11 protein-coding genes are annotated in these 18406 nt (G+C 69.0%); all 11 read left to right on the top strand.

Annotation, left to right across the window (positions count from 1 at the left end):
* Nucleotides 1–19 precede the first annotated feature (19 nt).
* A complete protein-coding gene (locus ABD848_RS00985; RefSeq protein WP_344966318.1) occupies nucleotides 20–382 on the top strand; it encodes a 4Fe-4S dicluster domain-containing protein in 363 nt (120 codons plus the stop codon).
* Entirely contained in the window at nucleotides 373–1017 is a 645-nt protein-coding gene (locus ABD848_RS00980) for a precorrin-8X methylmutase (RefSeq protein ID WP_344966317.1), read from the top strand. Before ABD848_RS00985 ends, ABD848_RS00980 begins: the two co-directional genes overlap by 10 nt.
* 91 nt (nucleotides 1018–1108) lie before the next feature.
* Nucleotides 1109–2035, top strand: coding sequence for a sirohydrochlorin chelatase (locus tag ABD848_RS00975; RefSeq protein ID WP_344966316.1), 927 nt, complete (start codon nucleotides 1109–1111; stop codon nucleotides 2033–2035).
* A 737-nt stretch (nucleotides 2036–2772) separates the two neighbouring features.
* Entirely contained in the window at nucleotides 2773–3801 is a 1029-nt protein-coding gene (cobC, locus tag ABD848_RS00970; protein ID WP_344966715.1) for an Rv2231c family pyridoxal phosphate-dependent protein CobC, read from the top strand.
* Between the two features lie 254 nt (nucleotides 3802–4055).
* The gene (gene cobT, locus ABD848_RS00965) at nucleotides 4056–6632 is read left to right on the top strand and encodes a nicotinate-nucleotide--dimethylbenzimidazole phosphoribosyltransferase (RefSeq protein ID WP_344966315.1); all 2577 of its coding nucleotides are present in this window, start codon (nucleotides 4056–4058) and stop codon (nucleotides 6630–6632) included.
* A 724-nt stretch (nucleotides 6633–7356) separates the two neighbouring features.
* The gene (gene cobA, locus ABD848_RS00960) at nucleotides 7357–8688 is read left to right on the top strand and encodes a uroporphyrinogen-III C-methyltransferase (RefSeq protein WP_344966314.1); all 1332 of its coding nucleotides are present in this window, start codon (nucleotides 7357–7359) and stop codon (nucleotides 8686–8688) included.
* A 35-nt stretch (nucleotides 8689–8723) separates the two neighbouring features.
* Nucleotides 8724–10583: a GTPase gene (locus tag ABD848_RS00955; RefSeq protein ID WP_344966713.1), complete on the top strand. Its 1860-nt coding sequence runs from the start codon at nucleotides 8724–8726 to the stop codon at nucleotides 10581–10583.
* Nucleotides 10580–13225: a GTPase gene (locus ABD848_RS00950; protein ID WP_344966313.1), complete on the top strand. Its 2646-nt coding sequence runs from the start codon at nucleotides 10580–10582 to the stop codon at nucleotides 13223–13225. The genes ABD848_RS00955 and ABD848_RS00950 overlap by 4 nt, the downstream gene beginning before the upstream one ends.
* Nucleotides 13226–14061: 836 nt before the next feature.
* Nucleotides 14062–15408 (top strand): sensor domain-containing diguanylate cyclase, encoded by a 1347-nt coding sequence (locus ABD848_RS00945; protein ID WP_344966312.1) that lies wholly within the window; start codon nucleotides 14062–14064, stop codon nucleotides 15406–15408.
* Nucleotides 15409–15542: 134 nt separating this feature from the next.
* The gene (locus ABD848_RS00940; protein WP_344966311.1) at nucleotides 15543–16637 is read left to right on the top strand and encodes a DUF4192 domain-containing protein; all 1095 of its coding nucleotides are present in this window, start codon (nucleotides 15543–15545) and stop codon (nucleotides 16635–16637) included.
* Nucleotides 16638–16691: 54 nt separating this feature from the next.
* Complete coding sequence (ettA, locus tag ABD848_RS00935; RefSeq protein ID WP_344966310.1) at nucleotides 16692–18356, top strand: energy-dependent translational throttle protein EttA; 1665 nt, start codon at nucleotides 16692–16694, stop codon at nucleotides 18354–18356.
* The last annotated feature ends 50 nt before the right edge of the window (nucleotides 18357–18406 follow it).

Genomic DNA, 18406 nt, shown 5'->3' with positions numbered 1-18406 from the left:
GCGATTCCCGATAGGCTGAGTGGGGTTCGCTAACGATCCGGTCACACACGCTCACGCCGGTTGGGAGGAGTTCGTGAGAGAGGCAGAAGCGCCGGTCGCGGTCACCGCGACCTGCACGGCTTGTGGAGCATGCCTGCTCACCTGCCCTGAGCACGCCCTCCGGCCCACCGGTCGGCACGACCGCCCGCTGGACGTGCTCGTTACCCACTGCACCGGATGTCTCGAATGTGTTGAGGTATGTCCAGCCGACGCGATCATCGTGGCAAATGCCACGCTGGACCCACTATCGGTCACCGCGCCACACGCCGAGCACATGTCCGATTCCAGTGCCAGTGCCCGGCCGCAGCAACACCCACGATCCCGCCGGGGGGCATGTCCGTGAATCGCCAGGTCCATCCCATCGAAGCGGAGTCCTACTCGATCCTGCGTTCCCGGGTCGATCTGTCCCACATGCCGCCGTTCAGCCGGGCGGTGGCCGAGCGCGTGATCCACGCCAGCGCCGATCTGGACTACGCCACCGACCTCGTCATCGACGACGCTGCTGTGGCCGCGGCCGTCGAGGCCCTTGCCAACGGTGCCCCCATCATCACCGACGTCGCTATGGTGGCTTCCGGCATCACCGCCCGACGGACCCTGTGCCGCATCTCCGACCCCATCACCACCCGTCTCGCTCGCAGCGCCGGGATTACCCGCTCGGCCGCGGCGGTGCGGCTCGCCCACTCCGACGCCGGTCCCGGCGCGGTATGGGTGGTGGGGTGCGCCCCTACGGCGCTGGAGGAGATCATCGCCCGGCGGGTACGGCCCGCGCTTGTTATCGGCCTCCCGGTAGGGTTCGTCGGCGCGGCCGAATCCAAGGCGGCGCTCCGTGACAGCGGGCTGCCCCAGGTGAGCAACATCTCCGAGAAGGGTGGGTCCGCCGTCGCTGCCGCGGCCGTCAACGCCCTGCTGTACGGGCCAGACGGCACAGGTGTGACCAGCGACGCCGATGACACTTCGGCCGCTGGCGCCGTGGAGTGAGCCGCGCTCCCGGGCGCGCTTGGGCCGACGCGCAACGTCGCGCGCCGTCCCCATTTCGCCAATCCCCTCAGTTCCCACCGAAAGGACCTCGATGAAGCCCCCTCTGCTGCTGGTCGGGCACGGCACTCGCGACCCTAAGGGCGTGGCCGACTTCAACGATTTTGTTGGTCGGCTGCGGGGTCGGCTGGATGACCGCGACGTCTCAGGTGGATTCATCGAACTCTCGCCGCCACCCCTCACCGACGCGGTCGGTGACCTCTATCAGCGCGGACACCAGCGGGTCGTCGCTGTTCCGATGATGCTCGTGGCCGCCGGGCACGCCAAGGGCGACATCCCGGGCGCGCTCGCCCGAGAAAAGGAGCGCCACACCGGCTTCGACTACGCCTACGGGCGTCCGCTCGGTCCACACCCCACGCTGCTGCGCCTGCTGGCGGAGCGTATCGACGAGGTCCTGGGCACCACGCCCGAGAGTGACCACACCGCCGACGCGGCCACCTCGGAGACCGCCGTGCTGCTGGTCGGTCGGGGCTCCACCGACCCCGACGCCAACGCCGAGGTGTGCAAGGTGGCCAGGCTGCTCCAGGAGGGGCACGCTAAGCAGCGTGGCGTGGGTTTCGTCGAACCGGCGTTCATCTCGCTGGCATGGCCCAGCGTGCCCGAGGGCTTGGAGCGCATCCGCCGTCTCGGCGCCCGCCGGATCGTGGTCCTGCCGTACTTCCTGTTCTCCGGGGTGCTGCCGGACCGGGTCGTGGACCAGTCGCACGAGTTCGCCGCCCAGCACACCGATCTCGATGTGCGCTGCGCTCCCGTCATCGGTGACTGTGACGGCCTGGCCGACATGATCACCGAGCGCTATGACGAGGCGCTAGCCGGCGATATTCGCATGAACTGCGACACCTGCGTGTACCGCATCGCGTTGCCGGGCTTCGAGGACAAGGTGGGCATGGTCCAGACCCCGCACCACCACCCCGATGACCCCGCTCACGGCCACGGCCACGGCCACGGGCACGGGCACTGAACGAGGGGGCACTCTGTGCGCGGTCGCCCCGCCGCGGCCGGGAAACGCCCCCCGGCGGCGTTCGCGAAGGCTTCCGCGGTGCTGTGGTGTCCTCGTCGCCTCGCGGACACGGACGGTTCGCTCATAGCACGCGTGGCCGTGGCCACAGGCGATGCCCCGCTGCGACGGGCTCTCCCGCACCATCGTCGGCTCTGGCCAGCGGCGATCGGGCAGGTGCCGCAGCGCAGCGGGGTGTCCGCTATCGGCCGCGACGTCGGTCGTGGCCCCGCTTCCGGGCTCCCGCGCTTTCCCGTGTTCCGTCAAGCTGCCGATTGCGCAGCGATCGAGGGCACACGAGCCAACACCGCCGTTCCCACCGCCACCGGCCAGCCGCGTAACCCCCGCAAGAGCGAAAAGCACCCAAGAGGCGCGGCCGGCGAGCCCCCTGTCAAAAACAGCACCCAGCAACCCGGCATCGCGTGGTCACCTACCTCACGCGCTCGCGTGACCACCGCCCCACACGTGGGCTGCGGAGGGTGAACATGCAGCGCAGCAACCCCGGTGCCGGTGGGGATCGGTGACAAGAGGCGAGGCGAGTGAAACACAAGCGGACGTAACGGCGTAGAGTGCGTGCCTGGTATGAGAGTTTTGGCCGATACGTGCAATGAGTGGTGGAGGGAAACATGAGCGCGGGTGGCGTTCCCGGCGCTGACAACGCCCATGCACATGCGCTCCCGCCCGTGGATCTCCACTCGGCGATGGCCACAACCGGCGGTGACGTTGACCTGCGGCACCACGGCGACGCCGACACCGCTCCCGGGCTCGTCGACTTCGCGGTGAACGTGCGCCCAGGGACCCCACCGTCCTGGCTGGCCCAACGCATCGCCGCCTCTGTGGGTGACCTTGCCGCCTACCCTGACCCCGGCCCCGCCCGCCGGGCTGTGGCCCACCGCCATGGCCGCTCTGCGGACGAGGTCCTGCTCACAGCGGGTGCAGCCGAGGCGTTCGTGCTGCTCGCCCGTGTCCTGCGGCCCCGCCGGGCCGTGGTGGTCCACCCCCAATTCACCGAGCCCGAGGCGGCGCTGCGCGCAGCCGGCCACGAGGTCGACCGGGCGATCCTGCCCCCCGATTTCACCCTCGACCCCGACGCGGTTCCGCCCGAGGCTGATTTGGTCATGGTCGGTAACCCGACCAACCCCACCTCCGTGCTGCACCCTGCCGCCACCCTGGCCGAACTAGCCCGTCCGGGGCGGGTCCTGGTCGTCGATGAGGCGTTCGCCGACTGTGTGCCCGGAGAGCCCGAATCGCTTTGCACTCGCGATGACCTGCCCGGACTCGTAGTGGTGCGTAGTCTCACCAAGACCTGGGGGTTGGCGGGGCTGCGCGCCGGCTACCTGCTCGCCCCGCCAGACCTGGTCCGGCTGCTAGCCGACGCACAGCCGCTATGGTCGGTCTCGACTCCGGCGCTGGTGGCGACGGTCGCGTGTTCTTCCCCGCCCGCGCTCGCCGAGGCCGACGCCTGGGCGCGCGGCCTCGCCGAGCACCGTGCCGACCTCGCCCGCCGACTGGACGAGATCGGGGTGGCGGTCACGCCGGGAGCCAGCGCCTCCTTCCTGCTGGTGCGCGTCCCCCACGCCGAACGGCTGCGTGCGGCCCTGTTGGAGCAGAAAATAGCTGTGCGCAGGGGAGATACCTTTCCCGGCCTCGGCGCTGACTGGCTGCGGGTAGCGGTACGCGACACCGAGAACAACGCCCGCCTCGTCCGGGCTCTGGCAGAGTTGCTGTGAGTCCGGCGACCGGCGGGGACCGCGCCCGGCGCGGCGGCGCGGCGTGGCGGCAGGGGAGTCACGGGGGAAGCGCGCGGCTGTCACGCGGTGATGCCGCTATCGAGCGCACCGATGGGACACGACCGCGGCCCCACCACCCGGCACGGGAGCGGTGCGCCGGCAGTGGCCGGTAACGCCCGCGCTCACGTCCCTGGGGCACTCGGCCGCCAGGTAGGCCCACGACCGACGATGGATCGCGAAGCGAGAGGATTCCCATGACGGGTGACGAGCACCGCCGCAACCGGCGCGGCCGGAACCCAGACGACGGCACCAGCCACTCCAGCGACCAGGACAACCGCGGCGACAGGGGTGAGCACGCCTCCCCGCAGTCGGGGGCGCACCGTCCAGGCGCCTCCCGATCCGCCTCCGACGCCGGCCACTGGGAGACGATCGCCTACGGTCACACCTCCGGCGGTGGGCTCCTTGACGACCTTCCCGAGCAAGGCCGCGGCACGGGACCGCTCTCTCCCCCCTCCAGCGGTCAGGCCCAGGACTCCGCTCCAGGCCAGGAGCGTTCCAGCTCAGCGGGGGCACCCACTTCGCAGCGCCCCAACCCTTTCCAATCCCAGCCCTCGCCGCCGCGCTCCACCGCCCGCTCCGGCTCGCCGCGGGCCTCCGCCGTGGCGACTCCTCCCACCGCCGAGGCCGAGTCCGGGCCCACCTCCGGCTCCTCCCACACCGACGGTGCCCTCCAGCATCCGCCGACAGCCTCGACCGTCGCCGGTCACTCCGACCGGCCCGACCAGCAACAGAACACGGAACACACGTTGGAACCGAATGTCATCCCCTTCCGCGGGGCCGGCGCTGCCCGTCCCCAGGGGAACGCTCCAGAACCGGCCGGTGACGACCACTCCACCACCGGTGCCGCCGGCGGCTCCCCGCGTGCTTCGCAGGGCACAGCGCCCCTGCCTCCCGACAGCGACCACTCCACCGCGGTCGGTGCGCATTCCCACACCAGCCCGCACGATTCTGTTGCTCAGCCCAACGGGCCCGCGAGGGGCGTCCCCCCGAAGGTGGCCCAGCCAGAGCCCACCGCTGCGCCGGCGTCGCCGGTCCCCCCAGGCGCCCACGCCTACCCCGAGACCGAGCGTGAGGCCGTCTACCGCGCCATCCGGGAACGCCGCGACGTGCGGGTGGGCTTCAAACCCGATCCCATCCCCCACGAAGTGCTCACCCGCGTCCTTCACGCTGCCCACCAGGCCCCCTCGGTGGGCTTCTCTCAACCGTGGGATTTCGTCGTCGTCGACGACCTTGAGACGCGCCGACGGGTCAAGCGCCTCGCCGAGCAACAGCGCGACGAGTACGCCAACTCCCTGCCCGGGGCGCGGGCCCGGGCGTTCTCGGGACTCAAAGTCGAGGCCATTCTCGACACGCCGCTCAACATCGCCATCACGGTCGACCCCACGCGGGGTGGCCGCCATACGCTGGGCCGCCACGCTCAGCCGCAGACAGCGGGCTACTCCACCTCCCTGGCGGTGCAAAACCTGTGGCTGGCGGCGCGTGCCGAAGGGCTCGGTGTGGGATGGGTGAGTTTCTTCACCGAACGTTCCCTGGCGCGGGAATTGGACCTGCCCGCCCATCTTGAGGTGGTGGCCTACCTGTGCGTGGGCTATGTCGAGGAGTTCCCACCCGAACCTGAGTTGGCGTTGGGGGGATGGGCGCAGCGTCGCCCGCTCTCGTGGGCCGTGCACCATGACCAGTACGGTCACCGTGGCCTGCCCGGAGAGGAGCCCACGAGTCTGCTCAACGAAACCATCGCCGTTATCGGACCGCCCGACGAACAGGCACTGGGCCAGGCCCGGGACCGGCAGCGCCGCATGACCAAGCCCGAGGGAGCGCTGGGGGTGCTGGAAGACATCTCCGTCCAGCTCGCCGGGTTGGCCGGACAGTGTCCACCCCCGCTGCCAGAACCCGCCGCCGTCGCGATCTTCGCCGGTGACCACGGTGTGCACGCCCAAGGGGTCTCCCCCTGGCCCCAGGAGGTCACCGCACAGATGGTGACGAACTTCCTCAATGGTGGGGCCGTCGTCAATGCGTTCGCCAGCCAGGTCGGAGCCGAGGTCAGCGTTGTCGACGTCGGGGTGAGCGCCGATCTGCCGTCGGTGCCCGGGTTGCTGCCCCGCAAGATCGCGCGCGGAACGGCCGACTCCACCCAAGGGGCGGCCATGACCCGCGCCCAGGCCGGGCACGCGCTGGAGGTCGGCATTGAGGTCGCCCGTGACCTCGTCTCCGCGGGCAACCGTTGCCTGGTCACCGGGGATATGGGCATCTCCAACACCACACCCTCGGCCGCGCTCATCGCCGCCTTCACCGGCCGCGACCCCGCTGAGGTCACCGGTCGCGGCACCGGGGTCGACGACGCGGCGCACCAGCACAAGGTCGAAGTGGTGCGCCGGGCGTTGACCGTGAACCGGGTCGACCGTGGCGACCCCGTGGGGGTTCTGGCCGCAGTGGGCGGTCTGGAGCACGCCGCACTGGCCGGTTTCATCTTGGGAGCCGCGGCACTGCGGATTCCGGTCGTGCTCGACGGAGTGATCGCGGGAGCTTCCTGCCTTGCCGCCTTGGCGATCGCTCCCAACGCCCTGCACGCCTGCGTGGCCGGTCACCGTTCCAGCGAGCCCGGCCACAGCGCCGTGCTGGAGCACGTGGGGCTGCGGCCACTGGTGGACCTGGAGCTGCGCCTGGGGGAGGGCTCCGGGGCGCTGCTGGGGTTGCCCCTGCTGCAAGGGTCGGTGCGTGCACTGCGCGATGTCGCCACCTTCGATGACGCCGGCGTGACCGAACGCGACTGAGGCTCCTCTCGTCCAGTTGAGCGGGACCTCGGAGGGTGCGCTGCGCTCGCGCGCTCTTGGAGGGTCCCGCTCCGCCGGCCGGTGACCCGCGTGCAAGCAGTGTGCCAACTTCGCGGTGGCCTCTCCTTCCGCGGGAAGGCTCGGGTGCCGGCCGCGTGGGCCATGTGGAATGGCCCACGACAACGAGACCCGGCTAAGCCTTGGCTGAGTTTGGGGAGCAACGCTCTCGGCGGGCAGGGCGCCCTTGTCGTGTCCTTCCACTGTGCCCGAACGGTCGTCGCTCGACGGGGTGTCGTGACCTGCCCCACTGGGGACGTTGCGGGCACGCTGTATCACCGTGGGGCACGGGATTCCTAACATTGACCAAACGAAAACAGAAATCTTTCGCCTCGTTTTGCCGGCTCCACGTCCTGGTCAGCGGCTTGTGCGCTGCCGCGTCCGCCACGTGGCGCGTCGGCGAGGCCCAACAGGCCGAGCAACAGGGCACACCTTTGACGAGGGGGCGGACTCCACTCCAGGTGAGCCGGTTTTCGGGTTAGCACGGTATTTTGCTTAAAGATGAAGACACTTACCGCCCGCCATTGATCACGCGGTCCCCAACGGGCAGTGTGGATGCGCCCCCTGCGGGCGTCCCGGGTCGAGTCCACGACCGGCAACACCGGCGCGGCGGGGTACCACGGCCCACAGGAATGGGTCACAATCGGGATTCTGGAGGGCTACCTCGGTGACGTATCTTCTCGGTTTGCGCCTGGACGGACGCGATGTGCTGGTAGTGGGGGGTGGTCGTGTCGCCCAGCGGCGGATTCCCGTCCTGCTCGACGCTGGTGCCCGCGTTACCCTCGTCGCTCCCGAGGCCACCGCGTCGCTGGAGGACCTGGCCACCAACGGGCGCATCACGTGGCACCGGCGCTCCTACCGGCCCGGCGACGTGAGTGAGGGTGATCTCGGTCACTTTTGGTTGGTTCATGCGGCCACCGACGTTCCAGACGTTAACGCCGCGGTGGCCGAAGAGGCCGAAGCCATCCGGGTGTGGTGCGTGCGCGCCGACGATCGCCACGCCTCAAGCGCGTGGACCCCGGCCAGCGGCAGCTCTGGCGGTGTCACCGTCGGGGTGGTCGCCGACGGTGATCCACGACGCGCCGCGGGGCTGCGCGACGCCATCACCGACGGACTTGCCGAGGGCACCCTCGACGCCCGTCGCGGCCGGCAGCCGCTCCAGGGTGTGGCCCTTGTCGGCGGTGGTCCCGGCGATCCTGGACTGCTCACCGTGCGGGGCCGCCAACTGCTTTCCCAAGCCGACGTCGTCGTGGTGGACCGCCTTGCCCCCACCTCCCTGCTGGACGAACTGCCCAGCGACGTCGAGATCGTTGACGCCGCGAAGATCCCCTACGGCCGCTCGATGGCCCAAGAGGCCATCAACCGTCTGCTCATCGAGCGGGCCCACGCAGGCAAGTTCGTGGTTCGCCTCAAAGGCGGCGACCCCTTCCTCTTCGGTCGAGGCGCAGAAGAGCTCGCCGCATGCGCCCAAGCCGATGTCCCGGTGACCGTGGTTCCCGGCGTCACTAGCGCCCTGGCTGGCCCCGCAGCGGCCGGTATCCCCACCACACACCGCGGCGTCGCCCAGGACCTGCACGTCGTCTCCGCTCACGTCACCCCCGACGACGAACGCTCCAGCATCGACTGGCCTGGCCTAGCGCGCGCCAACGGCACGATCGTGGCTCTCATGGCCGTCGAGCGCATCGGCCCCATCGCCGACACACTCATGCGCGAGGGCCGAGCCGGTGACACGCCCGTCGCTGTTGTGCAGGACGCCACACTGCCCACGCAACACACCGTCGTCGCCACGCTGGCGACGGTGCAGACAGCCGCGGCCGAGGCCGGGGTCCGACCGCCGGCCATCGTGGTCATCGGAGAAGTGGTGAATGTAGCTCGTGACCTTGACATACTGCACAGGGGCCACCACGCCGCGGCCTCAGCGCCCCTCCACGGCGAGTCGGCCGACGCGGGAGACCACACGACAACGAGCTCGGTCCCCCAGGGGGACCGGGCTATTTGACCATCACAAACACCGATGAGAAGGGCGGAACCGCCATGACCCGGCCGCCTGCTGTGCCGGAAGCGACAGGGCCAGGCGAATCGCAGCCGACCCCGGCTGCCCACGCCGAGCCTGCCTCGGCGACGCACCGGCACGGACATGGCTCGGCCGCGCCCTCAGCGGCCGAAGGAGCATCGCAGGGGCGCGAGCGGGGGCGCCACGGCGCACCTCGGCATCGCGGAGCCGTGGCCGACAACGCCCATCTGGAGCGGCTACTCGAAACGTTGCGCGTGCGCATCCGCGACCTTGAGTTCGCCGAGGGCCTCCCCGGTGCCGAAAAGGGCACCACCGTGCGCGCTGACGTGCTCCACCAGCTCAGCGACTACGTACTGCCACGTGTGCGCAGTTCCGACACCCCGCTGCTCATCGCCATCGCCGGCTCGACCGGGGCCGGCAAGTCCACCCTCGTCAACAGTCTCGTGGGCGAGCAGGTCACCACCACCGGGGTGCGCCGTCCCACCACCAACAGCCCGGTCCTGGCCTGCCACCCCGACGATGTCGGTTGGTTCAGCGAGGCATCCTTCCTGCCCTCCCTACCGCGGGTGCGCCAGCAAGGACTGGCCATGCCCGGTAAAGACGGCATGCTCGTGCTGGCAGCCAGTGAATGCATGCCCCAAGGCGTGGCTCTCCTCGACACACCCGACGTCGACTCGGCGGTGGCCGCCCACCACGAGTTCGCCGCCAAGTTCCTCGACGCCGCCGACCTGTGGGTCTTCGTCACCACCAGTCGTCGCTACGCCGACGCCCGCGTGTGGGAGTTCCTCCAGGTCGCCCGCGATCGCGACACCTCGCTGGCGGTCGTGCTGTCGCGCGTACCCAGGCGGGGCCGCCAGCAACTCCTTGACCACTTCGGCGCGATGCTCGACGCCAACGGGTTGCAGCACGCCGCCCAGTTCACGATCTCTGAGACCGACCAGATCGCCGACGGCCGATTCACCGCCAACACCGTCGACCCGATCCGTTCCTACCTCGCTGACGTCGCCGGGGACCTCGCCCAGCGCGACACCGTGTCCCGGCGGACCTTCATCGGGGTTCTCGACAGTTTCCGCACCCGCGTTCCGGAGTTGGCCAAGCAGGTCGAGACCCAGGTCGAGGCCGGCGCTAAACTCGCAGCCGGGGCCGAGACCGCCTTTTCCACCGCTCTGACCGACATCGAGGAGGACACCCGCGACGGTTCGCTGCTGCGAGGCAACGTCCTCGCCCGCTGGCAAGACGTCACAGCCAGCGGAGAACTCGTGCGGTCCCTACGGCTGCGCTCCAAGCGCAAAGCCAAAGGGGGGACCGAGACCCCGGCGCGGGTACAGGCACTGGAGCAGGCTGTCTGCGATGCGGTCGCCGCCCTCATCGTCTCAGGGGTCGAAAGCGCCGTGGAAGACGCGCTGCACCGCTGGAGCGCGGTCCCCGGCGGGGCCATGCTCGCCGAACGCCACGGCATCAGCGGCGCTTCCGAAGATATCGCGCGCCGCGCTCGCGCCACCGTGGCCGAGTGGCAACAGGAGGTAACCCGTCTCATCGCCTCCGACGGTGTCGCCAAACGCTCCGTGGCCAGGTTCGTCACCTACGACGGAGAGGCTTTCGGGCTCGTCCTCATCCTCGGTCTGCTGGGGTTTCCCACGTCCGGATCGGCGGCCCCGCGCGGCACGCCGCCGCAACGCTTGCTGAAAGCCCTGTTCGGAGCCGAGTCCCTGCGTAACATTGAGGCCAGCGCGCGTCAGGAACTACATGAGCGCATCAGTGCCGTCCTCGCTGCCGAACAGCAGCGCTTCACCGACGCGCTCACCGCCGCCGCTCTGCCCGACGAGGACCACGCCGTCCAGCTCTACCAGGCCACGTACGACCTTGAGATCACGCGATGACGATTCACCGGAATTCCGCTCACGCCGAGGACGACACGGAGGTGACGCGGGCGCCCGACGATGACGCGGCCCCCGGCGGCGACACCCGCGCCACCCCCGGCTCATCGGCGGATGCCGCCATTTGGGCCTGGCCGCCCGAGGAAGGCCCACCGCCCGCAGAAGGCTCGTCACGCCCTGCGGGAGGCGGTGGCTCGGCGGCGGACTCCCGCCCCAGCCCTGACCATTCCGGTGGCACCGCCCCCAACCAGCGCCACTCCGACACCGGAGCCGCAACATCGGGCTCTGGCACCGCTCCCGCCTGGCGCTACCGGATTCCCGGCGTGTCCGAAGACGCCCCGGCCACCAGTGCGCCGCAGCGGCGCCGCGACGACCCGACGCCCGCGCCACGCTTCACCGGGGCGCCCGAACCCGCCCCCGACACCTCCACGGCACAAACCGGGCCGCTGGAGCTGCCCGAGGACAAGGCCGGCCCCACCGCAGCCGAGGAGGCCCCGGGGGCGGCGTCGGCCCACGACCCCAGCGCCGCGGCTGCTCCGGTCAAACCCAGTCATGGCCGCCACGCTGCGCCGCCCGCAGCGAAGACCGGCATCGCCGTGCCGCCTGCCGGTTCCGCCGGCTCCGCGCCTCCCGACGCCTCGGAGGACTCCGAGGGCCACGGCACCGAAACGGCAGATCCGCACCAGTCGCGCCACTCCGGTGGCACCGAGGCTCCCGCCCGTCCCCGCGACCCCAACGACCCCGACGATCCCGACAATCTGGCCGGCTGGGTCACCAATCTGGTTGGTGCCGTAGACGACGGGGACGCTATCGCCGGTCGCCGTACGGGGGCCCAACCCAAGCTCACCGACGCCACCATTGCCGAGGCCGAGGCGCAGCGCAGCGGCGACATCCTCGACGACGCCGCTCCCGCCCCCTCAGGAGCCACCAACCCCGAGGACGACCCGCTGCCCACGCCGGTATGGTTCGGCTCCGACTTCGACGACGACTACGAACCCACCTCACAGGAAGCCTGGAACCCCGCTCCGGCGATCAGTCGAGACGAGTTGGTCGCGCGCCTGGAAGCCCTGGCCACACTCGTCGAGATCGGCCGCGACGACTTCGACTCGGAACTGATCAGCCGGGCACGGCACGTACTCACCCACGCCGGGGCACGGTTGCGGCTGTCCGACCAGCACAGTGTGGTGGCGCTGGCTGGAGGCACCGGCAGCGGCAAGTCCTCGTTGTTCAACGCGCTGTGCGGACTGGAGTTCTCCCGCGTGGGCATCACTCGTCCCACCACCTCCGCGGCCTACGCATGCGTCTGGGGCACCCAAGGAGCCGGCTCACTGTTGGACTGGCTCAGTGTTCCGCCTCGTCACCGTCACTCCCGCGCCAGCGAACTCGACAAGGACGACTCCGACCTGTCCGGGTTGATTCTGCTGGACCTGCCCGACCACGACTCGGTGCAGGAAGGCCACGCGCTGGAGGCCCAACGCCTCATCGGAGCCGTTGACCTGCTGGTGTGGGTCCTCGACCCGCAAAAGTACGCCGACGCAGCCGTGCACCACCGCTACTTCGCGGAGATGGCCGGGCACGGGGCGGTGATGGTGGCCGTGCTCAACCAGGTCGACCGTGTCGATTCCGCCGAAGTCGAGGAGCTCCTCACCGATCTGCGGCGGCTGCTGGAGACCGAATCCGGTGTCCATCCGCGAGTGCTCACCACCTCGGCGTTGACCGGCCAGGGTATCCGTGAGCTGCGCCAACTGCTCAAGGACACGGTCGCGGAGCGGCGGGTCTCGATTGACCGGCTCGTCGCCGACCTCAACCAGGTCGCCCACGACTTCCAGGTCTACCGGGGCTCGGGGGAAGCCGAGACCCACCTTCCCGAGAATGTGCGTGAAGGGTTGGTGGCCGATCTCGCCGAGGCAGCCGGCGTCACCGCGATCGCCGACGCTGTGGAGACCTCCTACGACCTGCGTGGCGGAGACCTCGTCGGCTGGCCCGTGGCCCGCTGGATTCGCAGGCTGCGCCGCGATCCGCTCCGGTCGATCCAGTTGGACTTCTTGCGTGAGGGGTTCCGCAACGGCCCCAGCGGCTCGATCGGCGTGCAGCCGGCCGAGATCAACACGGCTCTCCTCACCGGCGCGGACCGGGTGGGCCAGGAGTTGCCCGAACCCTGGCCCCAGCGCATCCGCTCGGCTGCTCGCAGCGACATCGCGAACCTGCCCAACCGTCTGGGCCAAGCGATCGCCTCGACCGTGCCGGCCGACGACGATCCCCCCTCGTGGTGGAAGTTCATCCGCGCCGCGCAGTTCGCGCTGGTCACCATCTCCGGGGTTGGGCTCGCATGGTTTGTCGCCCTCGCGGTGAGCTGGTTGGGGGGCGGTATGGCCGGGATGTCGCTGCTCGACAACCCCGTGTTCGCCGCCTTCGCCGCGGTGCTGTCCCTGTCGACGCTGCTCGTGGGGTGGCTCATGGGGGTGGGGTGCCGCAATCTGGTCTCGGTGGCGGCTGCACGGCGACGTGAGGAAGTCGAGGAGAAGGCCACAGCCAGTGTGCGATCGATCACGGCCGAGCGCGTCGTGGCTCCACTCGAAGAGGCGCTGGGGCGGTACCACGCCTTCAGCCGATCCGTTGTGAGGGCCTGCGGCGAGGGGGAGTGAGCTCGCTCGCGGCGTTCGCGCCGCTGAGGGCAGGAGTGCCGGCGGTTGTGCCGGGCGTTTCGTGGTCGGGTGCGGTAGCGCTCAGGAAGCGGGCCGCACCACCTCCTCAAAGCCCACGATGCCGCCCCGCCCCGGCGGGCACGGTTGAACGCGATCGGGGTGTGGACCGGGGCCAGCCCGGCCCGCCTGGGCGGTAGCCACGGATGGGAGCGGCCTGCGTCGCCGCTCGGTCGGGCATCGAATGCGGGGGCGGTACGGCTATCGGCGCACGAACACGGCCAGAGCCGTACCGCGAGCCGACAGCCGCCCTTTAATCGTCGAACATGGCGGTCGGTCTAGATCCAGTGGATGCCAGAGGCCATGATCCCTCCCCAATCTCATCATCAGTTGGCGCGGCCCATGGCGATCGCCGGTTTCGGCGTCGACGATGGGGCGTGCGCCTGTCTGCCCCCTCTTTGAAGCTTCCGTCTCGCGGTGGTCTCCTCGCCGGCAGTCGGCGTGGTCCCCCTGCTGTGCCATCCCGAGACGCGGAAGCCTCCCTTTCTGCCGACCCGGTCTGACGGCCTTGAGGCCCTCCCGAGCGCTCAGGCTCTTCCTCACGCTCGTTGGACGCGCGATCCGCGTCCGACGACGGCCGCTGTGCCGGTGTCGACGAGATGCAGCACAACCAAATGTAGCGGTTTTCGCCATCGATTGCACGGTTGGCAATTACTATATTACTGAATGTAATTTACTTCCTGGGGTGGCATATCGCCGTCGACGGAGCGAGAACCTCCGTTGGAGTGGTCATGCCTCCCCGGGGACCGCCAGCGACAGGCGAAATCTTGGAGGGCGGCATGGCGGTAGCGGAGTATTCCGTTACGGATAGTGAAGGATCATGGACTCGCCAGATTTGCCAGATTCGTCACTGGCCGCTATTTACTCAGTCCTCATGTCTGATCGTCTTCATCGCGACCGTCGTCACCTGCGATCTCATCCTATTAGCGATCGCCGTACCCCTTACCCCCATCCTGGTCAGGGACCTGTGGACATTCGCCGCCTTCCTGGGCGGCGCCGCGGTCTGCGTCGAGGCCATGCGGCGACTCGGCTCCCCGGCCGGGGTCTCGCGTGACCTCCTCGGTGCGTGGTGGCTGCCGGCTCTGCTGCTTCTGCCGCCGGTCTATTCCCTGCTCTTTCCGATCCCGATCTACATCCTGCTCCAATTTCGTATCCGCAGAGCCGTCACGTTTCGTCGTGTCTTCAACGCGGCATCGGTCGCTCTCTCGGGATTCGCCTCTTCGTCGGTCTTCCACGCGGTCATGGACAGCGGCCTGCCCTTCGTGGCCAAACACGGCGACGGCTCGACGATTTCGGAAGAGACTGTCCTCACCAGCGGCTCGGGGGTAGCCGTCGCCGTCGTGTGCTGCGCATTGTTCACCTGTATCCACACGGCGGTGATGTCGATCGGTGTGCGGTTGAGCGCGCCAGAGACACCGTGGCGGGGACTGTTGTGGGACGGTGAGGCGGCTCTGACCGATGGGGCCGAACTGTGCGTCGGCATCATGGTGGCCATCCTGTGCGGGCTGTCGCTTCTCCTGCTCGCCGTCGCGCTGCCGCCGGTGCTGCTCCTCCAGCGGGGACTGTTGTTCCAGCAGTTGCAGACCGCAGCCCGGACCGACCCCAAAACCGGACTGCTCAACGCCGCCACATGGGAGGGCGAGGCCGACGCCGAACTATCACGGGCCTTGCAGTCGGGGCGCCCTATGGCGGTGCTCATCATCGACATCGACCATTTCAAAAAGGTCAACGACACCCACGGCCACCTTTTCGGAGACCAGGTGTTGCTCGGCGTCGCCAACACCCTCACCCACCAACTCGACGAGTCCGACATCATCGGCCGTTTCGGTGGTGAGGAGTTTGTCGTCCTGCTGCCCGGAGCCGACACGGCCAAAGCCCATCAGGTGGCCGAACGGCTACGCGCGCGCGTAGGGCGTATGGCGCTGCCCACCGAGGACGCCACTGTGACCATCACGATCTCCATCGGGGTGGCGCTGCTGCTCGTGCATGGGCGGGACCTGCTCGAACTGCTCACCGCGGCCGATCTCGCGCTTTACCACGCCAAGGACACCGGCCGCGACCGTGTCTGTCTCCCCAATTCCCCCGGTGACGGCGACGCGCCCCTCTCCGAGGACCCCTCGTCGTGACTCTGGTCAACTCTTGCCGGGGATGGTCACCGCTCGACTCGCCGGGGGGCGGTGAAGCCGTGCACCGCAACGGTTTTTCCACAACCATGCGACTGTAATTGTTCGACCGCGGGTTCGTGGCGCATGGTGATCGTATGGTCACTAACGGCGAATTCGATTCGGTCCCTTCCCTCTCCCTACAGAACCCGGTGGATGTCATCGCCGCCATCCCCTACCTGGTCGGCTTCCACCCCAGCGACAGCCTCGTTGTCCTCGGCATCGTGCGCGACTCCACGCGGGTAGGGTTCGCCGCCCAGTGTGAGCTGCCGGAGCCCAGCGACGACCCTGACCCGACCGCCGGGCCCTCAGCCGACGATGTCGGTTCCGACACTGCCGCCACAGTGGCCCGACAGGGGTGCGATCGTGCACTCCTGGTGGCCTACGGCTCAGCGGATCGTGTCACCCCCCGCCTTGAGGCGGCGGAGCGAGCCCTAACTGCGGCCGGCGTCGAGGTCTGCGAGATGCTGCGCGTCGCCGAGGGCCGCTACTGGTCCTACCTGTGCTCGCAGGAGTGCTGTCCCTCCGAAGGCCGACCCTACGACGTCGGCTCCTCCACGATCCCCGCGACAGCGGTAGTGGCGGGGATGTCAGCGTTGCCCGGGCGGGAGGATGTCGCGGCCTCGATCGCCCCTGTCAACGGCGAGCGCCGCGAGCTGATGCACCGCGCCACACTCGCGGCCGAGGCCCGCTGCGCCCGCATGTGGGGCAGCACCGATTCAGGCGGCCACACGGATTTCGCTACGGCATTGCGCATCGAGGGCGTGCGCACGGTGCGTGCGGTCGTGGCTGATGCGCTGGCGGGCCGGATGCCCGAGGACCCCGATCACCTCGCCTGGCTGGGCGTCGTCTTGGTAGCCCCCCGCGTCCGAGATGAGGCATGGGCCCATATCCGGGCCGACCAGGCGGCCACCCATGTCGCACTGTGGCGCTACGTACTGCGCCACGTCGACGAGGGGCCCTACGCCGCCGCACCGGGCGGTCTGCTCGCGTTCAGCGCCTGGCTGGCCAACGAGCCCGCCCTCGCCGACGCCGCGCTCGACCGCGTCCACGCCGTCGATCCCGGCTATTCCATGGCGGCGTTGATCCGCTATGCGCTGCGGCAGGGCGTCTCGCCCCGGCAGTGGCGCCATTTGACCCCCGAATGGTTGGAGGAGCACGCCCCGATCATCCGACCAAGACCGGAGCGATGATCATCTGGATGTGGCTGGCCTGTGCACCGGTGCCGACGTCCTAGTCTTGGAGACATGCCGGAGTACATCTACACGATGCGCAACGTGCGCAAAGCGCACGGAGACAAAGTCGTCTTGGACAACGTCTCGGGTTCCTTCCTGCCCGGGGCCAAGATCGGTGTCGTGGGACCCAACGGCGCGGGTAAGTCAACGCTGTTGAAACTGATGGCCGGCGTTGAGCAGCCATCCAACGGCGAGGCTCGACTCATGCCAGGTTTCTCGGTGGGCCTCCTGGCTCAGGAGCCTCACCTTGACCCCGACAAGACCGTGCAGCAAAACGTCGAGGACGGGGTGGCCGAGACCAAGGCGATGCTCGACCGCTTCAACGAGGTCGCCGAGAAGATGGCAACCGACTACTCCGACGAGCTGATGGAGGAGATGGGCAAACTCCAAGAGCAGCTCGACCATCGCGACGCTTGGAACCTCGACAGCCAGCTCGCCCAAGCCATGGATGCCCTGCGTTGCCCGCCACCCGACGCCGAAATTTCGGTCCTCTCCGGCGGGGAGAAGCGCCGTGTCGCGCTGTGCAGGCTGTTGCTGGAGCAGCCCGATCTGCTGCTGCTCGACGAGCCCACCAACCACCTCGACGCCGAGAGTGTGCAGTGGCTTGAGCAGCACTTGGAGAAATACCCAGGCACCATCGTGGCCATCACCCACGATCGCTACTTCCTCGACAACGTGGCCACCTGGATTCTGGAACTCGACCGCGGCAGCCTCTACCCCTACGAAGGTAACTACACGACCTACCTCGACACCAAGGCCACCCGCCTCAAAGTCGAGGGCCAAAAAGACGTCAAGCGCCAGAAGCGCATCCAAGATGAACTGGAGTGGGTGCGTTCCAACGCCAAGGCTCGCCAGACCAAGAGCAAGGCGCGGCTGCAACGCTATGAGGAGATGGCAGCCGAGGCGGCCAAGACCCGCAAGCTCGACTTCGAGGAGATCCAGATCCCGCCGGGGCCGCGCCTAGGCAACAGCGTGGTCGAGGTCAAGGACCTTACCAAGGGCTTCGACGACCGGCTCCTCATTGAGAACCTCAGTTTCTCGCTGCCTCCCAACGGCATCGTCGGTGTCATCGGCCCCAACGGCGTCGGTAAGACCACGCTGTTCAAGATGCTTGTCGGCCAGGAGCAGCCCGACGCCGGCTCGATCTCGGTCGGCAACACGGTCGAGATCTCCTACGTCGACCAGACGCGCAGCCGTATCGCCAGCGAGAAGAACGTCTGGGAGGCCATCTCCGACGGTGAGGCCTTCATCCAGGTCGGTAACGTCGAAATCCCCAGCCGCGCCTATGTCGCCGCGTTCGGTTTCAAAGGCTCCGACCAGCAGAAGCCGGCCGGCGTCCTCTCCGGCGGCGAGCGCAACCGCGTCAACCTCGCGCTCACCCTCAAGCAGGGCGGCAACCTGCTGCTGCTCGACGAGCCCACCAACGACCTCGACGTCGACACCCTCGGCTCGTTGGAGAACGCGCTGCTGGAGTTTCCCGGCTGTGCCGTCATCACCAGTCACGACCGCTGGTTCCTCGACCGGGTCGCCACCCACATCCTCGCGTGGGAGGGCGACGCCGACTGGTTCTGGTTCGAGGGCAACTACGAATCCTACGAGCAGAACAAGATCGAGCGGCTCGGCGCCGAGGCGGCCCGGCCGCACGCTGTCACCCACCGCAAGCTCACCCGCGACTAGTTCAACGGCTCGTCCCGCCGCCGCGTCTTGCGGTCGTGCTCCTCATCCTC

It is taken from the genome of Salinactinospora qingdaonensis (assembly GCF_039539445.1).
Taxonomy (GTDB): Bacteria; Actinomycetota; Actinomycetes; order Streptosporangiales; family Streptosporangiaceae; genus Salinactinospora; species Salinactinospora qingdaonensis.
This window is presented reverse-complemented; position numbering and strand designations above follow the sequence as displayed.

Excerpts from the sequence above, each read along its gene's own strand:
- ABD848_RS00950 (WP_344966313.1), top strand. The coding sequence starts at position 10,580 with ATGACGATTCACCGGAATTCCGCTCACGCCGAGGACGACACGGAGGTG.
- ettA (WP_344966310.1), top strand. The coding sequence starts at position 16,692 with ATGCCGGAGTACATCTACACGATGCGCAACGTGCGCAAAGCGCACGGA.
- cobT (WP_344966315.1), top strand. The coding sequence starts at position 4,056 with ATGACGGGTGACGAGCACCGCCGCAACCGGCGCGGCCGGAACCCAGAC.
- ABD848_RS00980 (WP_344966317.1), top strand. The coding sequence starts at position 373 with ATGTCCGTGAATCGCCAGGTCCATCCCATCGAAGCGGAGTCCTACTCG.
- ABD848_RS00975 (WP_344966316.1), top strand. The coding sequence starts at position 1,109 with ATGAAGCCCCCTCTGCTGCTGGTCGGGCACGGCACTCGCGACCCTAAG.
- ABD848_RS00945 (WP_344966312.1), top strand. The coding sequence starts at position 14,062 with ATGGCGGTAGCGGAGTATTCCGTTACGGATAGTGAAGGATCATGGACT.
- ABD848_RS00955 (WP_344966713.1), top strand. The coding sequence starts at position 8,724 with ATGACCCGGCCGCCTGCTGTGCCGGAAGCGACAGGGCCAGGCGAATCG.
- cobC (WP_344966715.1), top strand. The coding sequence starts at position 2,773 with ATGGCCACAACCGGCGGTGACGTTGACCTGCGGCACCACGGCGACGCC.
- ABD848_RS00940 (WP_344966311.1), top strand. The coding sequence starts at position 15,543 with ATGGTCACTAACGGCGAATTCGATTCGGTCCCTTCCCTCTCCCTACAG.